This window comes from Neobacillus sp. S1227, from assembly GCF_055385255.1.
On sequence record NZ_AP038276.1, the window covers coordinates 1979431 to 1996837 of the forward strand.

Here is a 17407-nt window from a genome sequence, read left to right on the forward strand (position 1 = left end):
GTCACCTCTCCTAATATTACTTCACTATAATTTAATTCTTTGTGCCCATTTAGTATACATCTTAATTAATTATGGGTAAAATGAATAATTAGAATAGATATTATGTATATTTTTCATAGATTGGAGATGTCGGTCATGGACGTACGTCACCTCACTTACTTTATAGAAGTAGCTAAATATAAAAGTTTTACCAAAGCCTCTCAATCACTCCACTTGTCACAGTCTACACTAAGTAAGGTAGTCAAAAGTTTGGAAGATGAATTAAATGTAGAACTAATTGACCGTTCCGCAAAGAAAATCAAATTAACGGACGCAGGCGAAATTGTTTTAACCGAAGGGCAAACGATTATGGAATCGCTAAATGATTTATCTTTTCACTTATATGATTTATTAAACTTAAAAAAAGGAAAAATAAAAATTGGCATACCGCCAATTATTGGTTTCTTGTTTTTCCCAAAAATCATTAAAGGGTTCAATAATCTGTATCCCGATATCAAAATAAATATCTTTGAAGATGATTCAAATAAGGTTAAACAGGAAGTCAGAGACGGAGTAATAGATCTTGGTGTGGTTATGCTGCCGGTGGATGAAAAGGAGTTTGATGTTATTCCCTTTGTTTATGAAGAACTGTCGCTCTTCGTCCATAATACCCATCCATTAGCACAGAAGGAAAAAGTTAAAATGAAAGAACTAATAAATGAAAACTTTATTTTATTTAAGCAAGAATACATTCATGACCTCATTATTCAAGAATGCCTAAAAGCTGGTTTTAGTCCGAAAATTACTTATGAAATTTCTGAGTGGGGGTTTATTAGTGGAATGATTGGCGAAAACTTAGGGATTTCGATTTGTCCGAAACCCATCTCAAAAAAAGTCGACCAAGATTTAATCAAAGTGATCCCCATTGATAATCCAAGCTTTCCTTGGAATTTGGGATTGATATCAAAAAAAAGGAAACATGCTTCACCTGCAGTTCGTGAATTTATCCAATATATTTCAGCTCAATTACCGATTAAATAAATCATGAAAAAACAATTTTATCTTTATGAGTTATACTAAATCTATTACAAAAAGGAGGCTTTAAATGGAAAACCTCCTTTTTGTGGTGTACTAATGGTTAATTTAGACTTTTGATGTCATAACCCAATTTCTTTAATTTCCGATAAAGAGTGCTGCGGCTCATGTTTAATTCTTTCGCTGCATCTGTGACATTCATTTGTGAACGTTTTAATGCCTGGATAATCCAGTCTAATTCGGCCTGCTTGACTGGATTTGTTTTCATCGTATTAATAGGTAAGGTCTGTTGCTTATAGATATGTTTTGGTAGACTTTCAGGGGTAATGATACCGTTGGTGGAAAAATTGACTGCATATTCCATTGCATTCTCCAACTCGCGAATATTTCCAGGCCAAGAATAATTTTTTAGAATCTCCATAGCTTCCGGAGTTATATGATGTGGGCCGTGGTGTTTTTTTACTGTCAGCTTTTGAACGAAATTTTCAGCCAGTAAAAGGATATCTTTCGAACGCTCACGTAAAGAAGGTAACTCAATATGAATGACATTGAGGCGGTAAAAAAGATCCTTTCGAAATTTCCCCGCTCGTATTTCAACAGGAAGATCTTTATTGGTTGCTGCAATGACACGTACATCGATAGGGATTCGGGTTCTATCCCCGATACGGACAATTTCTTGTTCCTGAATGACCCGAAGCAACTGGACTTGTAACTCCAGAGGCATATCCCCTAACTCATCCAGGAAAAGGGTTCCCTTATTCGCCAACTCAAACTTTCCGATGCTGCCTTTCGGATTAGCGCCCGTAAAGGCACCAGCCACATATCCAAAAAGCTCGCTAGGAAGTAAATCCTTTGGTATCGCAGCACAATTTATAGCGATAAAAGGATGATCCGCTCGATGGCTGGCTTGATGAATGGCATTGGCCACTAACTCTTTTCCTGTGCCGCTATCTCCCGTAATCAGAACGTTAGAATCACTTGAAGCAGCAACTCGAGCTAAATGAATCGTCCGCTTAAATGCCTCCGATTCACCAACTAAGCTTTGAAAAGTGTATTTTGCAAAGTGGGTATGGTTAGCAGCTGAAGGACTCATTCTATTTTTTTTCTCTAAAATAGAAATATAACCTATGAATCTATCATACCAAAATATTTTTTTGTATTGTGCCCGATATTCAGAGCCATGGAGCGTTACTTCTTCTTCCCATTCTCTTTTCGTGGTAAATTCATTTTTTTCCACTGTGCGTGACATTAACACTTGCTTCTCATCGACATGATCATGATTGTTTAACCTCACTATTTTCCCCTTTGAGTCACATAAGATAACAATCTGGTTTTTCCATTTGCTTATCGCTTCAATGTAAATGTTTTGGATCATTTCACGTGCCTGGTAGTAATTGTGAAAGAGAATTCTTTCTATTTGATTCACGATTCCGACGGTTTTTACCATGCTAAGAGTATGGTAACTATCACTGGTGGTGGAGAGGTTAACAATCCCTAATAATTCACTAGTAAGCGGGTCCAAAATAGGGGCTGATGAGCACACCCAATCATGACAGCTTTGAGAAAAATGTTCGGAAGAGAAAATTTGAACAGGCTGTTTCAAAATGATGGAGGTACCTATTGCATTTGTACCTGCCCAACGCTCTGACCACTGGGCTCCGTTATTTGCATTCACTGAGTCTCCTATTTGATGAGTTAAACGTGAATTCCCATAACTCTCTAAAATGATACCATTACTGTCACAAAACAGGAGCACATGATTATCATTAGAAAGTTCTTGTCCCGCCTGTTGAAGTACTGGCTGCGCTAAGTGAAAAACTTCATTTTTTTCCTTTAATTCATTTAGATCTTCACCTGGGATATTTTTAACTGACCCTTGAATCATCGGATTCAGATCCTCATACTGCTTACTCCGATTCCACGATTCTAAAATGACATCTCTTACTTCAGTAAATTCCGTAGTAGGATGCCCGATTTGGAAGGTATTAAAGAAGAAACTTTCCCATTTTTCATGATACTTTTTTTTGAGTAGAATAATTTCATTTTTTGATATCGGGTCTGAAAAAGGAACAAGGGACATATAGTACTCACCTCTTAATTATTCCGAATATTATTAATTTACATACCATTGGCAGTGAGTGTCAACTATCTACTTTTTTCTAAATGATTCTGAGTCATTTGTTTCTACCATTTCCATTGTAGCAAAAGTGGGAATTAAGTGTTGCAAAATTAAGAATCGTTGAAAACGTAAGGGGCTATTTCCCTTTTCTTAAAATTATTTGTATCAAAAATGCTACACACATTAACATCACACATAAAGAAAAGGCTGAAAATACTAAAAATTTAGTTTGGCACGGGAATTGCATATTAATTAAGTGAATCACCCAAGAGCAGCACTCAGCTCTGAAACCGTATTCAAAGGAACGTACAAACAAGGAGGAAAACAATGATGAAATCAATGGAGCAGAAAACCACAATTGTATCAGTGGAAGCAGATTATTTAAGGGCATTGTACCAGGATTGGAGCGACCGTATGGAGGCCAATCCTAACATGACGCTGGCAGACTTGCGCAGTCTTTTTGACGAGTGGGAAAAACCTACGTTAGAGCCTGAAGACGTGACGTATAAGACTGACAATGTCGGCGGAGTTGATGTGGTCTGGGCGTATCCAATTGGGTGCGACAAATCGAAAGTATTAATCTACACTCACGGCGGCGGATTTGCCGTTGGGTCTTCCTCGAGCCATCGCAAGCTGGCTGGCCATGTGGCCAAGGCTTTGGGCGTGTCCTCTGTTGTATTGGATTACCGCCGCAGCCCTGAGAATCCTTTCCCAGCACAATTGGAGGATGCTGCTGCTGTTTACAAAGCCTTGCTTGCGTCAGGCATTAAGGCAAAGGATATCGGCACCATCGGTGACTCTGCTGGAGGTAATCTTGCTGTATCATCGGTATTGAAATTCCGTGAATTGGGACTTGAACTTCCCGGCTTCGTCATTGCTTTCTCGCCTTGGCTTGATATGGAACTAACCGGCAGCACACTGGAGAGCAACGCCGCTACAGATGCGCTCATCACCGTTCCATTGTTACAAGGGATGATTGGGATGTTTATTGGTGAAGACGGTTCGAAGGTTCGTAATCCATTAGCCAATCCGCTGCACGCTGATTTCAATGGTTATCCTCCGCTCTATATCAACGCGGGTGGAGCTGAAATGCTGCAGGATGATGCTTGCCGGCTGCATGCCCGCGCCACTGATGCTGGTGTACAAGCTACATTGTCAGTTGTTGATGGTATGCAGCATGTTTTCCCATTCCTAGCCGGCCGCGCACCTGAAGCGGATGAGGAAATCCGTAGAATCGCAGCTTGGTATCAGGCGCTAAAAAAATAAGAAAATGCTAGTTTCGTAAATATATTGTTTTTGCGAGTATGCGGCCGGACTACCGATTTTTTCAATCGTAGGGGCGCATAAGAAGGCTATATACGACCGGTTTGCAGATTTTTTGAAGAGTGGGGCTCATAGAAGGGCTATATGAGCCCGAACCACCGATTTTTTGAAGAGTAGGGTCTCATAGAAGGGTTATATGCGCCCGAACCGCGGATTTTTTCAAGCATAGGGGTTCATAGAAGGGGTATATGCGCCCGAACCGCGGATTTTTTCAAGCATAGGGGTTCATAGAAGGGCTATATGAGCCCAGACCGCAGATTTTTTCAGGCATAGGGGCTCATAGAAGAGCCATATGCGCCCGAACCGCGGATTTTTTCAAGCATAGGGGTTCATAGAAGGGGTATATGCGCCCGAACCGCGGATTTTTTCAAGCATAGGGGTTCATAAAAGGGCTATATGAGCCCGAACCACCGATTTTTTGAAGAGTAGGGGCTCATAGAAGGGCTATATGCGCCCGAACCACCGACTTTTTGAAGAGTAGGGGCTCATAGAAGGGTCATATGCGGCCGAACCACCGACTTTTTGAAGAGTAGGGGCTCATAGAAAGACTATATGCGACGGGAAAAGTTATTTTGATAAGCGTTCGGTCGCTTACACCCAGTCAATAAGTCAATTCTTTTTACTAGGAGCCGTCTTCCATTTGGAAAGCAACAATCTTTTAGAAAAGGGCCTATGAAAATGACAGTCTAATAGATTTGATGGCCATCAAACAAAAGCCACAAGCACATAAAGATAATGAGGGGGAACCATGATGAATCAGAATAAGTCAATCAAAGTCGATTTTGATGCAGTTGTTGTTGGGGCTGGGTTTGGCGGCCTTTACGCTGTTCATAAACTCCGCAATGAACTAGGACTAACAGTACGTGCCTATGATAATGGCTCTGATGTTGGTGGTACTTGGTATTGGAACCGCTATCCGGGAGCGCTTTCGGATACCGAAAGCTTTGTTTACCGCTACTCTTTTGACAAAGAGCTGCTTCAGGAAGGAAAGTGGAAGCACAATTATCTAACTCAGCCGGAAATCCTGTCCTATCTGAGCGACGTCGCCGATCGTTTCGACCTGCGTCGGAGCTTCCAGTTTAACACCAAAGTCATGAAAGCCTATTTCAACGAGGAAGCAAACGTTTGGGAAGTCTCCACGGATAAGGGTGAAACCGTCACGGCAAAGTATCTTGTGACCGGACTTGGTCTGCTATCAGCAACCAATATCCCTAATTTTAAAGGCAGAGAGACCTTCAAGGGAGAACAATATCACACTGCTAGATGGCCAAAATCAGGTGTTGACCTTAAAGGCAAACGAGTAGGCGTCATTGGTACTGGTTCAACTGGGGTTCAAGTCATTATTGCGGTTGCCCCTGAGGCCGGGCATCTGACTGTGTTCCAGCGGACTCCGCAATACAGTGTACCAATCGGATTAAAGCAACAATCTGATGCTGAGAAAGTAGAAATAAAGGAAAATTACGGCGAGATCTGGAAACAGGTGAAATCCTCCGCCGTCGCCTTCGGATTTGAGGAAAGCACGGTATCAGCGGTTGAGGTTTCGAAAGAAGAACAAGAGCGTGTGTTTGAGGAGGCATGGAATAAAGGAGGAGGATTCCGCTTCATGTTCGGTACCTTCAACGACATTGCTACCAACCCGGAGGCTAATGAGGCTGCCTGCAATTTTATTCGCAAGAAAATCCAAGAGATTGTAAAGGATCCTGAAACGGCACGTAAGTTGACGCCAACCGGTTATTATGCCAAACGTCCGCTTTGTGACAATGGCTATTTCAATACATTTAACCGAGACAATGTCTCACTCGTCGATGTCAAGGAGAACCCAATCGTAGAAATAACGCCAAAAGGTGTGCGCACCACAGATGGTGAATATGAATTGGACGTACTGATCTACGCAACCGGATTTGATGCGGTGGATGGAAATTATACCAAGATTGACATTCGCGGACGCGGGGGTGTCACGATGCGCGATAAATGGGCGGATGGACCAACAGGGTATCTCGGCATGACGAATACCGATTTCCCTAATTTGTTCATGATTCTTGGACCAAACGGCCCATTCACCAACCTGCCACCAAGCATTGAAACGCAAGTAGAATGGATTTCCGATACCGTGAAGTACATGGTCGAAGAAGGCATCAGCACGATTGAACCAACCGAGGAGGCCGAGAATAATTGGGTTGAAACCTGCCGTACAATTGCCAATATGACTCTGTTTCCAAAGGCTGATTCGTGGATTTTCGGAGCGAACATCCCTGGTAAGAAAAATGCGGTCTATTTCTACATGGCCGGCTTGGGAAGCTATAGAACAGCTCTGGAAGAGGCGGGGTATAAGGGCTTTGTATTCAACCGTTCGACGGCTAACGTGTAATAAAATTGATGATGCCAATGGAGCCGGGATATTCAGACCCGGCTCTATTATACCAAACCCCGTACCGGTTTATAAAAGTATTAATCCTAAATGGCGCTTGAAATTATGGGAATAAAAATGAACCACGATGTTCCCGATCCCTGTTTTACTATCAAACAATAAAAAGTGAGGAATAAGGGAGGTTATTATGAATCTAAGTCAGAAAAATTTTCAATCTGTTTTACCTACCAATGTATTTTTTGGAGTAAACAGTGTTGAGGAAAGCTTAGCGGTAAAAATTAAGGAGTTCAATAAATCGAACGTTTTTATAGCCACTGATCCAGGACTTGTTCAAGCTGGAATTCCAAATAAAATACAATCCCTTTTAAAAGAAAACGGGATTGATTCAGTCGTATTTTCGGAGATTGAGCCAAATCCTCATGCCGTAACGGTCATGAAGGGGGCGGAGGTTTATAGAGATAAATCATGTGACATGATTCTCGCCGTTGGCGGAGGAAGTGCGATGGACTTCGCAAAAGCAGTTGGCGTAGTGGTTAGTCATCCCGGCCATATCCTTGATTATCGCCGTGGTGTAAACCTAGTAGTTAACGATATTCCTACATTATTTGCAATACCTACGACTGTCGGTACCGGCTCTGAAGTAACGACTGTTTCAGTGGTCACTGATCATGAGGCAGGCAGAAAATATGTTGTTGCTTCACCAAAGTTGGCACCTAAGATTGCATTTGTTGATCCATTGTTAACCACTTCTCTTCCACGCCATGTAGTCGCATCTACAGGAATGGATGCTATGGTCCATGCGATAGAAGCATTTACATCTGTACGTTCAACTCCCATAACGGATGGCTTAGCAATACAAGCGATAAAAATGCTTAAAGATCATTTGCCAGCTAGTTATGCACATCCTAATAACCTTGAAGCAAGATCACAAGTGCATCTAGCAAGCACCATTGCTGGTATGGCTTTTGGTCTTGGCGGTGTTGGGCTGGTTCACTCCTGTTCACATCCGATGTCAGCTATCTACCATGTACCCCATGGTCTGGCGAATGCGGTTATATTACCTTATGTGATGAAACATAATCTAATTTCAAACTATAAGAAATATGCCGAGATTGCTAGAATCTTTGAACCTTCCTTAACTTTTGAGAATGATAAAGTTGCTGCTGAAGTATTAGTAGACTTACTAAATGATTTTAACCAGTCATTAAATATACCAAAAGATTTTAGCTATTTAGGAATTGAATTTACAACAGAAATGGTCGATCGTTTAGCCCATGATGCAATGGATGATAAGGGGACTATTCCAAATAATCCGCGAAAAGTTGTTATAGAAGATGTGAAGAAAATTTATGCTCAAGTGCTGCCATTTCATCATGAAGGGGGTTCTGCAGAGTAATGTACATTAATGGAAAGTGGTTAGAAACTGAACAAATATTAGAAGTAAAAAACCCTGCTAATGGTCAAGTGGTTGATCGAGTTTTTTTAGTAGGAAAAGAAGAAACGAAACGAGCGATAGAAGCAGCAAAAACTGCGTTCCCCTTATGGTCTGGTTTGACCGGTGAACAGCGGGGGGCTTATTTGCATAAAGTCGTGGAACTATTGGAGGCAAAAAAAGAGCACTTTGCTCAAACCATTACGAAGGAGATGGGCAAATCCATTCATAATGCCCGCTATGAAGTGGGGAGCACGATTGCTTTTTTTAAATGGTATGCAGAAGAAGCCCGCCGGGTCTATGGGGATGTCGTTCCTGCATCTGCCCCAAATAAAAGAATTTCTGTCATCAAGCAGCCAATTGGGGTTGTTGGAGCGATCACGCCATGGAATTTTCCGCTATCAATGGGAGCGAGAAAACTAGGTCCTGCCTTGGCGGTTGGCTGCACGGTTGTATTCCGGCCATCCCGTGAGGCACCTTTATCATCACTTGAGCTATTCAAAGTGTTTGATGAAGCCGGACTTCCAAAAGGGGTAGTCAACCTTGTGGTTGGGAATTCTTCTGATATTGTGGGAGAACTAATGGCTAGTGACACGGTTCGAAAAATTTCCTTTACAGGCTCAACAGAGGTTGGAAAGAAGCTCATTCGTCAATCGGCTGACACCGTAAAACGTGTATCCATGGAACTTGGCGGACACGCCCCGTTTATTGTTTTTGAAGATGCAGACATTGATCTTGCGATTCGAGGCACCATTGCCAGTAAGTTTGCCTCAACGGGTCAACAATGCGTTTGTGCGAATCGTATTTACGTGCACGACTCCATTTATGACACATTTGCCAAGCGTTTTGCAGATAAAGTGGCCTCCATGGTGGTCGGCGATGGATTAAATGAAGGTACTCAAGTGGGTCCAATGGTGAACCAAGAGGCTGTTGATAAAGCTCATGATCATGTTACCGATGCGGCAGGGAAAGGAGCTAGAATTCTTTGCGGTGGTAAAGTGCCAACTGAGAATGAATATGAAAATGGCTATTTTTATTTACCGACGGTACTAGCAGATGTGAACGAAGACATGAAAATTACTTATGAAGAAACGTTTGGTCCAGTTGCACCATTAATTCGTTTTAGTACGGAAGAAGAGGTGATCGAAAAAGCAAATCATACCGAGTATGGGCTGGCCTCTTATTTCTATACGAATGACCTTTCGAGAGCACACCGGGTTTCGGAAAAGCTTGACTATGGAATGGTAGGAGTAAACGACCCGGCCCCATTTGCTGTTCAAGCACCATTTGGGGGAGTAAAACAAAGCGGGTTAGGAAGAGAAGGCGGCCGCTATGGTTTGGAAGACTATCTTGAAACGAAATTAGTTTCTGTAGCCATCCGCAGTGAAAGCCGGTAAAAAATCAGGGAAGTGTTCTGTCTCTTGAACAGAATGTTTCCCTAGATATATAGAATATTTTTAAAATGAAAGATTGGCAAAGGGGAGAAACCAGGTGAATTTTTCAACAAAGCTTCATGAAACGGCAAAATACGATGGCAGCAAGATAGCTTATTACTTTAAGGACGAATCAAGTACATATGCTGAATTGAATCAAGCGATTACACAATTTGCCTCTGGGCTGGAACAATTAGGGGTCAAGAAAGGGGACCATATTGCCTTATTGTTGGATAACTCTCCTCAGTTTGTAATTAGTTTACATGGGGCGTTCCGATTGGGCGCGACTGTCATTCCAATTAATCCTATTTATACAGCCGACGAAATCGGGTATATCCTTGATAATGGTGATGTGAAGGCTGTTGTTTGCTTGAAATCGCTCATCCCATTACTAGAGAAAATGCAAACATTGCTGCCAAAAGTAGAGCACTATGTGTATGTGGATACGGATGAAAAGACAGAGGATTTGCAAGGCCATTCCATTTACCCTAAATTGAAATCCTTTACTAGTCTGCTGGCTTCCGGGAATTTGGACTTTCAAGAACCGCAAATAGATGAGGATGATGTGGCTGTTATTCTTTATACATCCGGAACAACTGGAAAACCCAAAGGTGCGATGCTGACCCATAAGAATTTGTATAGCAATGCCATGGACGTAAGCCATGACTTAAAAATTACAAGTGATGACATCATTATTACAGTACTGCCAATGTTTCATGTTTTTTGTTTAACTGATTGCTTGAATTCAGCCATTATTTGCAGGGCAGCTATGCTGATTGTACCTAGATTCAGCCCTAGGGAAATATTCCGTTTAGGTAGAAAATATCAACCGACGATATTTTTTGGCGTACCAACGATGTTTAACTTCCTCTATCAATTTTCTGAAGGAAACCCGAAGGATCTAGCATCGCTGAGGCTCTGTTTCTCAGGGGGATCATCCCTTCCTGTTTCCCTGTTAAGAAATTTTGAGGAAAAATTTAATGTGGTGATTTTAGAAGGATATGGATTATCAGAAGCATCACCAACCACTACCTTTAACCCTCTTAACCGTGAACGTAAGCCAGGATCAATTGGAACATCCATCAGCCATGTGGAAAACAAAGTGGTCAATGAGTTTGGCGAAGAAGTTCCTGTTGGGGAAGTAGGAGAGCTGATTGTCCGCGGCCCGAACGTCATGAAGGGCTACTATAAAATGCCTGAAGAGACAAATAGGGTAATGAAAGATGGCTGGCTTTACACAGGGGATCTGGCAAGAATGGATGAAGATGGCTATTTTTATATTGTTGACCGGAAAAAGGATTTGATAATTGTAGGAGGATATAACGTTTATCCGAGGGAAGTAGAAGAGGTCTTCTATCATCACCCTGACATAGTGGAGGCAGCAGTCTTTGGGGTACCTGATCCAGATCGCGGTGAGGCCATTGTAGCTTATGTAGTCATCAAAGACCCTTATTTATCAGCGGAACAGCTGCATGCCTACTGCAAGGAACATCTGGCAAAATATAAACTTCCTTCGGCCATTGAAATCATCGATGAACTGCCAAAAAGTGGAACGGGGAAAATTTTAAGAAGGCTATTAAAAGAACAGCTGGTTGATAAAGTTGCACTTTAGAAAAATCGGGGCAATAACGATATAAATTTCCTGAAACTGCACATTATTATGATCTAGCTGCAAAAATAGGGGGTTCAAGATGAAAATCGATGAAAAAGTTAGAAAAAAACAGATGAGGAAGGTTGCCCTAGCCAGTGTTGTAGGAACTTCTATCGAGTGGTATGATTTTTTCCTTTATGGAACAATGGCTGCGCTCGTTTTTCCCCAATTGTTCTTCCCGGAATCTAGTTCTTTCATGGGAGTTTTACAATCTTTTATTACCCTATTTGTAGGGTTCTTGGCTCGTCCGATTGGGGCAATAATCTTTAGCAGTTATGGTGACAAAATTGGGAGAAAGGCTGCGTTGGTGACTTCCTTATTGTTAATGGGGATTAGTACTACCCTGATGGGATTATTGCCAACTTTTCATAGCATTGGTATTTTCGCACCAGTCTTTCTTGTTTTATTAAGATTTATTCAAGGGATTGGTGTCGGTGGAGAATGGGGTGGTTCGGTCACTCTTTCTGTTGAATGGAGCTCAAAAAAATCAAAAGGTTTAATGGGAAGTATGACGCAATTGGGTGTTCCAATTGGAATGATCTTCTCTACTTTAATTGTATCACTATGTATGTTCCTTACCGGAGATTCCTTTGAAGCTTGGGGATGGAGACTTCCATTTCTTCTGAGTTTTGCCCTCGTGTTTATTGGCTTATATATCCGATTGGGGATTGAAGAGTCTCCAGAATTCAAAAAGTTGAAAGAAGAGAAGAGCACAGCAAAGCAGCCAGTCTGGGAATCTATTAAAGGATATCCGAAAGAGATTTTATTAGCTGCTTTTACACGTCTTGCGGATAATGTTCCTTTTTATATTTGTACAACATTTACTATTTATTACGCTACAACTCAACTTAACATGGATAAACAAATGATCACGAATGCTGTATTGCTCGTGGCGATCACCTTCCTATTCATTGTACCTTTTGCAGCACATTTATCTGATAGATTTGGACGAAAGAAAATTATGTTCTCCGGAATGATCATGACACTTTTAGGAGCTTTGCCGTATTTTTATTTAGTAAATACAAAAGAGATCGTACCAATTGCAATCGCTATTGTACTTTTAAGTATCGGCCCGGCTGTCATCTATGGTCCACAAGCAACACTGCTTGCTGAAATCTTCCCTGTCCATTTAAGATTTAGCGGATCATCGCTTGCCTATCAATTTGCTGCGATCATTGCAGGAGGATTGGCACCTACCATATCCTTAACATTGCTGGAGAAATTTAAAAGTGCCAATGCCATCACGATGTATATCATCATTTGTTGTGTCATCTCGATTACGTCGCTATACCTCCTTAAACTAAAAGGTGAACAAACAATCGTTGAGGAGCTGGCCCAAGCTAGCAATGAGTAATTAGTTGAATTTTAATCTAAAAAAGATGTAGGAGGCATTAGGATGGCTGGTCCATTAGAAGGAATAAAAGTATTAGAACTTTCAAGAACACTAGCTGGTCCTTTTTGCAGCATGCAATTAGCAGATATGGGAGCGGAAGTGATTAAGGTTGAACAGCCAGGGGTTGGCGATGAAACCCGCAGCTATATTCCACCAGAAATTAATGGGGAATCTACTTATTTTATGAGTCTCAATAAAAATAAAAAAGGCATTACGTTGAATCTCAAAACGGAAGAAGGACAACGGATCGTCAAACAGCTGGTAAAGGATTCTGATGTATTAATCGAAAATTTCCGTAACGGAACAATGGAGAAGTTTGACTTAGGGTATGAAGTGCTTAAAGAAATCAACCCTCGGCTGGTCTATTGTGCGGTCAGCGGGTTTGGCCGTACCGGTCCGATGAAGGATGAACCGGCTTATGATTTGCTGTTGCAGGGGTTCGGAGGATTGATGAGTGTTACCGGTGAGGAAGGCAGGGCCCCAGTTAAGGTTGGGTTTTCAATCGTCGATTTGGCAACCGGCCTTTATGCATCGCTTGGGATTGTCCTTGCACTAATGGCCAGAGCAAAGACGGGAAAAGGCCAATTTGTGGAGTCTTCCTTATTGGATACGATCGTGTCGCTCTCCAATTACTTGGGGCAAGGTGTATTAGCAACAGGAAAAGTTCCTGGACGATTAGGGTCTGCCCATCCAAACCTTGTTCCCTATCAGGCGTTCGAGGCGAAAGATGGTTATATCATCATTGCAGTGCCAAATGATTGGCTTTGGAGAAAAATGTGTGTTGCCCTTGATCTTCATAATTTGAAAGATCATCCGAAATTTGCCGTAAACGTGAACCGCGTGGCAAACAGAGAAGAACTCGTAGGGATTATTACTGAGTATACGAAGAGCAAGGAATCTTCGGAAATTATTAAGAGGTTAAAACGGGCGGGTGTACCAAGTGGTCCGATCAACAACATGGCCGAACTTCTGTCCCATCCTCAGGTTCAACAACGAGAAATGATTCAAGAAGTAGAACATCCGACCATAGGGATGCTGAAAATGCTGGGTATACCGCTTAAATTATCGGATACGCCAGGATCTGTTCGAAAGGCACCACCATTATTAGGTGAGGATACAAATGAAGTGTTAGCCAAGCTTGGCTATAGTAGTGAAGCTATTACAAGTTTTAAGGAAAAGGGGATTATTTAAGCATGATCAACAAGATTGCCGTGATTGGCGGCGGTACGATGGGACGGGGAATTGCCTATACAGCTGCTTTAGCAGGGTTTGAGGTAGCTTTACAGGACATTTCTGAAGAAGCAATCGGAAATGCAAAAGAATTTATCGATAACCTGTTAACAAAAAATGTGGCTAAAGGATATGTCGATGCCGTCCAAGCGGAAGCGGCAAGGAAGAATTTGAGTTATACCACACAGCTGCAGGAAGCTGTTCGTAAAACCGATCTGGTAATCGAAGCGGCGTTAGAAGTGATGGAACTAAAAATTAATATCTTCAAGCAATTAGATGAGTTTGCACCTGCTCATGCCATTTTGGCTACCAACACATCAACGATGAGTCCGTCGGAAATAGCGGCATCAACAAAAAGACCGGATCAATGCATAGCCATGCACTTCTTTAATCCGGTACATCGGATGAAATTAATCGAAGTCATTCGAGGATTGGATACATCGGATGCGACGGTAGAAGCAGTTAAACAAGTAGCGGAAAAGATGGGAAAAGAAACGGTCGAAGTCAATGAGTTTCCCGGCTTTGTCACAAGCCGAATGAATTGTCTAATTGGAAATGAAGCGATGAACATGTTAATGGAAGGTGTGGCTTGTGTCGAAGACATTGACAAAGCCCTCAAGCTCGGTTTGAATCATCCGATGGGGCCGCTTGAGTTGGCGGATCTGGTAGGATTGGACAGCCGTTTGCGAAATATGGAATATTTGTATCACCATTTAGGAGAAAAATACCGTCCATCTCCGATACTTGTAAAATATGTAAAATCAGGACGTTTAGGAAGAAAATCAGGCCGCGGATTTTACGATTACACCAATAGTTAGAAAGGAAAGTGGATTTAATGGATTTTCAATTATCAGAGGATATCAAGTTTTTAAAAAGGAGTATTCGGGATTTTATTGATAATGAAGTGGATCCCCTTGCGATGGAAATCGAAGAGAAGGATGAAATTCCTGAAAAGATCATGAACATGTCCAAAGAAATGGGCTTGTTTGGTCTAAGCATACCAGAAGAATACGGCGGAACAGGAATCGGAATGGTTGGCAAGTGTGCGATTTATGAAGAGATAGGCAGAACACACAATGGCTATACGACGGTTATTGGTGCCCATACTGGAATTGGTTCAGTTGGAATTGTCGAAATGGGTAATGAAGTACAGAAGCAGAAGTATTTACCGCCGATGGCCGCAGGCGAAATGATCGGTGCGTTTGCTTTGACAGAACCAAGTGCCGGCTCTCATGCTACGAACTTGAAAACAACCGCGGTACGAAAAGGGGACAAATATATAGTAAATGGGAGCAAACATTACATTACAAATGCGCCGATCGCCGATGTTTTTACCGTAATGGCCGTAACCGATCCAGCGAAAGGAGCGAAAGGAATTACCTCCTTTATTGTAGAGAAAGACTTTCCTGGATTCACAGTTGGGAAAAGGGAAAAGAAAATGGGTCTGCACGGATCACATTCGGCAGAGATTTTCTTTGAAGATTGCGAGGTCCCTGTAGAAAATGTACTCGGACAAGAAGGCCAAGGGTATGTCAATGCTTTAAAAATTCTAGCAAATGGCCGGGCAGGTCTTGCCGCCAGAAACCTAGGTTCCTGTGAAAAATTGCTGGAAATGTCTATTCATCATGCCAATGAGAGAATTCAGTTTAACAAACCAATCTTTGAGCAACAAGTTATTCAACATTACTTGGCTGAAATGGCCTTGGATATTGAAACATTAAGGAGCATGACATACCGCGTGGCGTGGATGGTAGACCAGGGAATGAAGGTCATTAAAGAAGCGGCAATGGTGAAACTGCTGGGGTCCGAAGTGTATAATCGTATCGCAGATAAGGCTGTACAGATTCACGGAGGGATCGGTTATATTGCGGAATTCCCTGTTGAGCGTTATTATCGTGATGCAAGAATCACCAAGATTTATGAAGGAACATCTGAAATTCAAAAAAATATTATTGCTGCTCAGTTAAAACAAGAATATTTATAAAATCCAGACTTGTTTTTTCAAGATTAGGAGACCACAGGTAAGAAAATATTTTAGTCCTCTCTGTTTAAAGAAACAAAGAGGACTAGCATACCTGGCAATTCCTTACTGCTTCATTTAAAATGAAGGATTTTCGATCCGGCGGTAAAAATGTGGGGACGCAAGGCTTCCTTGAAAAATGCCCAGCCATATTTAAGGGGCTCGAATTTTGCACGGAATTAAAATAAAAAAAACGCAAACGTTGAGTTTCAACACTTTGCGAGTTTAATGAAGACGTCCCGAAGAGGATTCGAACCTCCGACCTACAGTTTAGGAAACTGTTGCTCTATCCTGCTGAGCTATCGGGACATATTTACAACTGAATATTTAGTTCCATCACACGCAAGAAGAGTGGTTAAATCCCGTCCTGACCTCAATAAGCTAAATCAGGCAGCAGTATGGTCAGTACGCTGAAGCATATTCAAAGCAGCGGATTCGAACGTGCTGAGCTATCGGGACATATAAATTTGTGGAACGTTTATTATTATAATTCGAACATCGAAAAAGGTCAATAATGAAGTTTAGCGAATTGGCAGTTCCTTAATTTTTTTTGTGTTTCCGTTTCCTTTTTCCCGGAAGATTAACCAGACAATAAGACTAAGTAAGATTAACAGCCCTTCAAGCGATAAAATATAGTATGGATATGGCCCTAAAACGTCTAATAAACTCGCTGTTTTTGGTTTATGGCTTAAATACATATAATTTCCGCCGACAAGTTTATTGATCCACATGATAATTGGCATCAACACATTTAAGAAAACAAAAAGCTTTACGACAGACCAAATAGTTGGCCGGTAGCCTCTAGCCCATGTAAAGTAAAGCGCCACCCAAATATCCATTAAATGTGTGTAAAAGAAATGAAAGAACCGAAAATGCGGGAAGTCGAAGTTTAAGGCTGGGGTGAAAATGGCCTGTGACGCTCCCAATAGGGCTGTGAACAACAAAATTTCATATATGATTTTCTTCCTAGTTAATAACAAAAGTACAGTTAAAATTAAGCTGATACTGCAGAGTTCTAATGGAATAGCGTGACTAACGTCCCAGTCTCCGTTTATATACATCCAGAAGTGATAGGTCAGTTCAATTAATATTAACGAGAATGCTGCCCCAATTTCTACTTTTCTCCATTTGTTTTTGTCGAAAAATTTTTTCCGATTTGCAAATATTGCAGTGGATCCTACAAGTAGGATGGCAATGATCACCCAATGACTGATTGAGAACATTTCAAAATCATAGTCTATATAGCTGCCCCCAAACCAATCCATTGTATCATCTCCTTTGCCCATTCGTTTATAAAATACTTCTAAATATATTATGACCGTTTTATATTCTGCATGTAAGAATCTATCGGTTTGCAAATTATTACATAAATCTACAAAGATATTTCTAAACGTGAATCTTAGGTCATACTTCTCACTTTTTTT

The 17407-nt window shown here is 41.5% G+C and carries 12 protein-coding genes and 1 tRNA gene; 10 read left to right on the forward strand and 3 right to left on the reverse strand.

Annotation, left to right across the window (positions count from 1 at the left end):
• Positions 1 to 135: 135 nt before the first annotated feature.
• Positions 136 to 1020, forward strand: coding sequence for a LysR family transcriptional regulator (locus ACZ5AE_RS10140; RefSeq protein ID WP_464571877.1), 885 nt, complete (start codon positions 136 to 138; stop codon positions 1018 to 1020).
• Between the two features lie 97 nt (positions 1021 to 1117).
• On the opposite strand, the gene ACZ5AE_RS10145 is transcribed toward ACZ5AE_RS10140, so the two are convergent.
• On the reverse strand, positions 1118 to 3094 hold the full coding sequence (locus ACZ5AE_RS10145) for a sigma-54-dependent Fis family transcriptional regulator (RefSeq protein WP_464571879.1): 1977 nt from the start codon (positions 3092 to 3094) through the stop codon (positions 1118 to 1120).
• A 366-nt stretch (positions 3095 to 3460) separates the two neighbouring features.
• On the opposite strand from ACZ5AE_RS10145, the gene ACZ5AE_RS10150 reads away from it, so the two are divergent.
• The 9 genes from ACZ5AE_RS10150 (at position 3461) to ACZ5AE_RS10190 (ending at position 15947) form a co-directional block, all read left to right on the forward strand.
• On the forward strand, positions 3461 to 4399 hold the full coding sequence (locus ACZ5AE_RS10150; protein ID WP_464571881.1) for an alpha/beta hydrolase: 939 nt from the start codon (positions 3461 to 3463) through the stop codon (positions 4397 to 4399).
• 805 nt (positions 4400 to 5204) lie between these two features.
• A complete protein-coding gene (locus ACZ5AE_RS10155; protein WP_464571883.1) occupies positions 5205 to 6824 on the forward strand; it encodes a flavin-containing monooxygenase in 1620 nt (539 codons plus the stop codon).
• Between the two features lie 187 nt (positions 6825 to 7011).
• A complete protein-coding gene (locus ACZ5AE_RS10160; RefSeq protein ID WP_464571885.1) occupies positions 7012 to 8220 on the forward strand; it encodes an iron-containing alcohol dehydrogenase family protein in 1209 nt (402 codons plus the stop codon).
• A complete protein-coding gene (locus ACZ5AE_RS10165) occupies positions 8220 to 9653 on the forward strand; it encodes an NAD-dependent succinate-semialdehyde dehydrogenase (RefSeq protein ID WP_464571887.1) in 1434 nt (477 codons plus the stop codon). The genes ACZ5AE_RS10160 and ACZ5AE_RS10165 overlap by 1 nt, the downstream gene beginning before the upstream one ends.
• A 94-nt stretch (positions 9654 to 9747) precedes the next feature.
• Positions 9748 to 11301: a fatty acid--CoA ligase family protein gene (locus tag ACZ5AE_RS10170; RefSeq protein ID WP_464571889.1), complete on the forward strand. Its 1554-nt coding sequence runs from the start codon at positions 9748 to 9750 to the stop codon at positions 11299 to 11301.
• A gap of 79 nt (positions 11302 to 11380) precedes the next feature.
• Complete coding sequence (locus tag ACZ5AE_RS10175) at positions 11381 to 12694, forward strand: MFS transporter (RefSeq protein WP_464571891.1); 1314 nt, start codon at positions 11381 to 11383, stop codon at positions 12692 to 12694.
• Between the two features lie 42 nt (positions 12695 to 12736).
• A complete protein-coding gene (locus tag ACZ5AE_RS10180) occupies positions 12737 to 13924 on the forward strand; it encodes a CaiB/BaiF CoA transferase family protein (protein WP_464571893.1) in 1188 nt (395 codons plus the stop codon).
• A 5-nt stretch (positions 13925 to 13929) separates the two neighbouring features.
• On the forward strand, positions 13930 to 14781 hold the full coding sequence (locus ACZ5AE_RS10185; RefSeq protein ID WP_464573590.1) for a 3-hydroxyacyl-CoA dehydrogenase: 852 nt from the start codon (positions 13930 to 13932) through the stop codon (positions 14779 to 14781).
• Between the two features lie 17 nt (positions 14782 to 14798).
• Positions 14799 to 15947, forward strand: coding sequence for an acyl-CoA dehydrogenase family protein (locus ACZ5AE_RS10190; RefSeq protein WP_464571895.1), 1149 nt, complete (start codon positions 14799 to 14801; stop codon positions 15945 to 15947).
• A gap of 271 nt (positions 15948 to 16218) precedes the next feature.
• Here ACZ5AE_RS10190 and ACZ5AE_RS10195 read toward each other — a convergent pair.
• Together ACZ5AE_RS10195 and ACZ5AE_RS10200 are read right to left on the reverse strand one after the other, a co-directional pair.
• A tRNA-Arg gene (locus ACZ5AE_RS10195) sits at positions 16219 to 16292 on the reverse strand.
• A 212-nt stretch (positions 16293 to 16504) separates the two neighbouring features.
• Positions 16505 to 17248 (reverse strand): YwaF family protein, encoded by a 744-nt coding sequence (locus ACZ5AE_RS10200; RefSeq protein ID WP_464571897.1) that lies wholly within the window; start codon positions 17246 to 17248, stop codon positions 16505 to 16507.
• Positions 17249 to 17407: the final 159 nt, after the last annotated feature.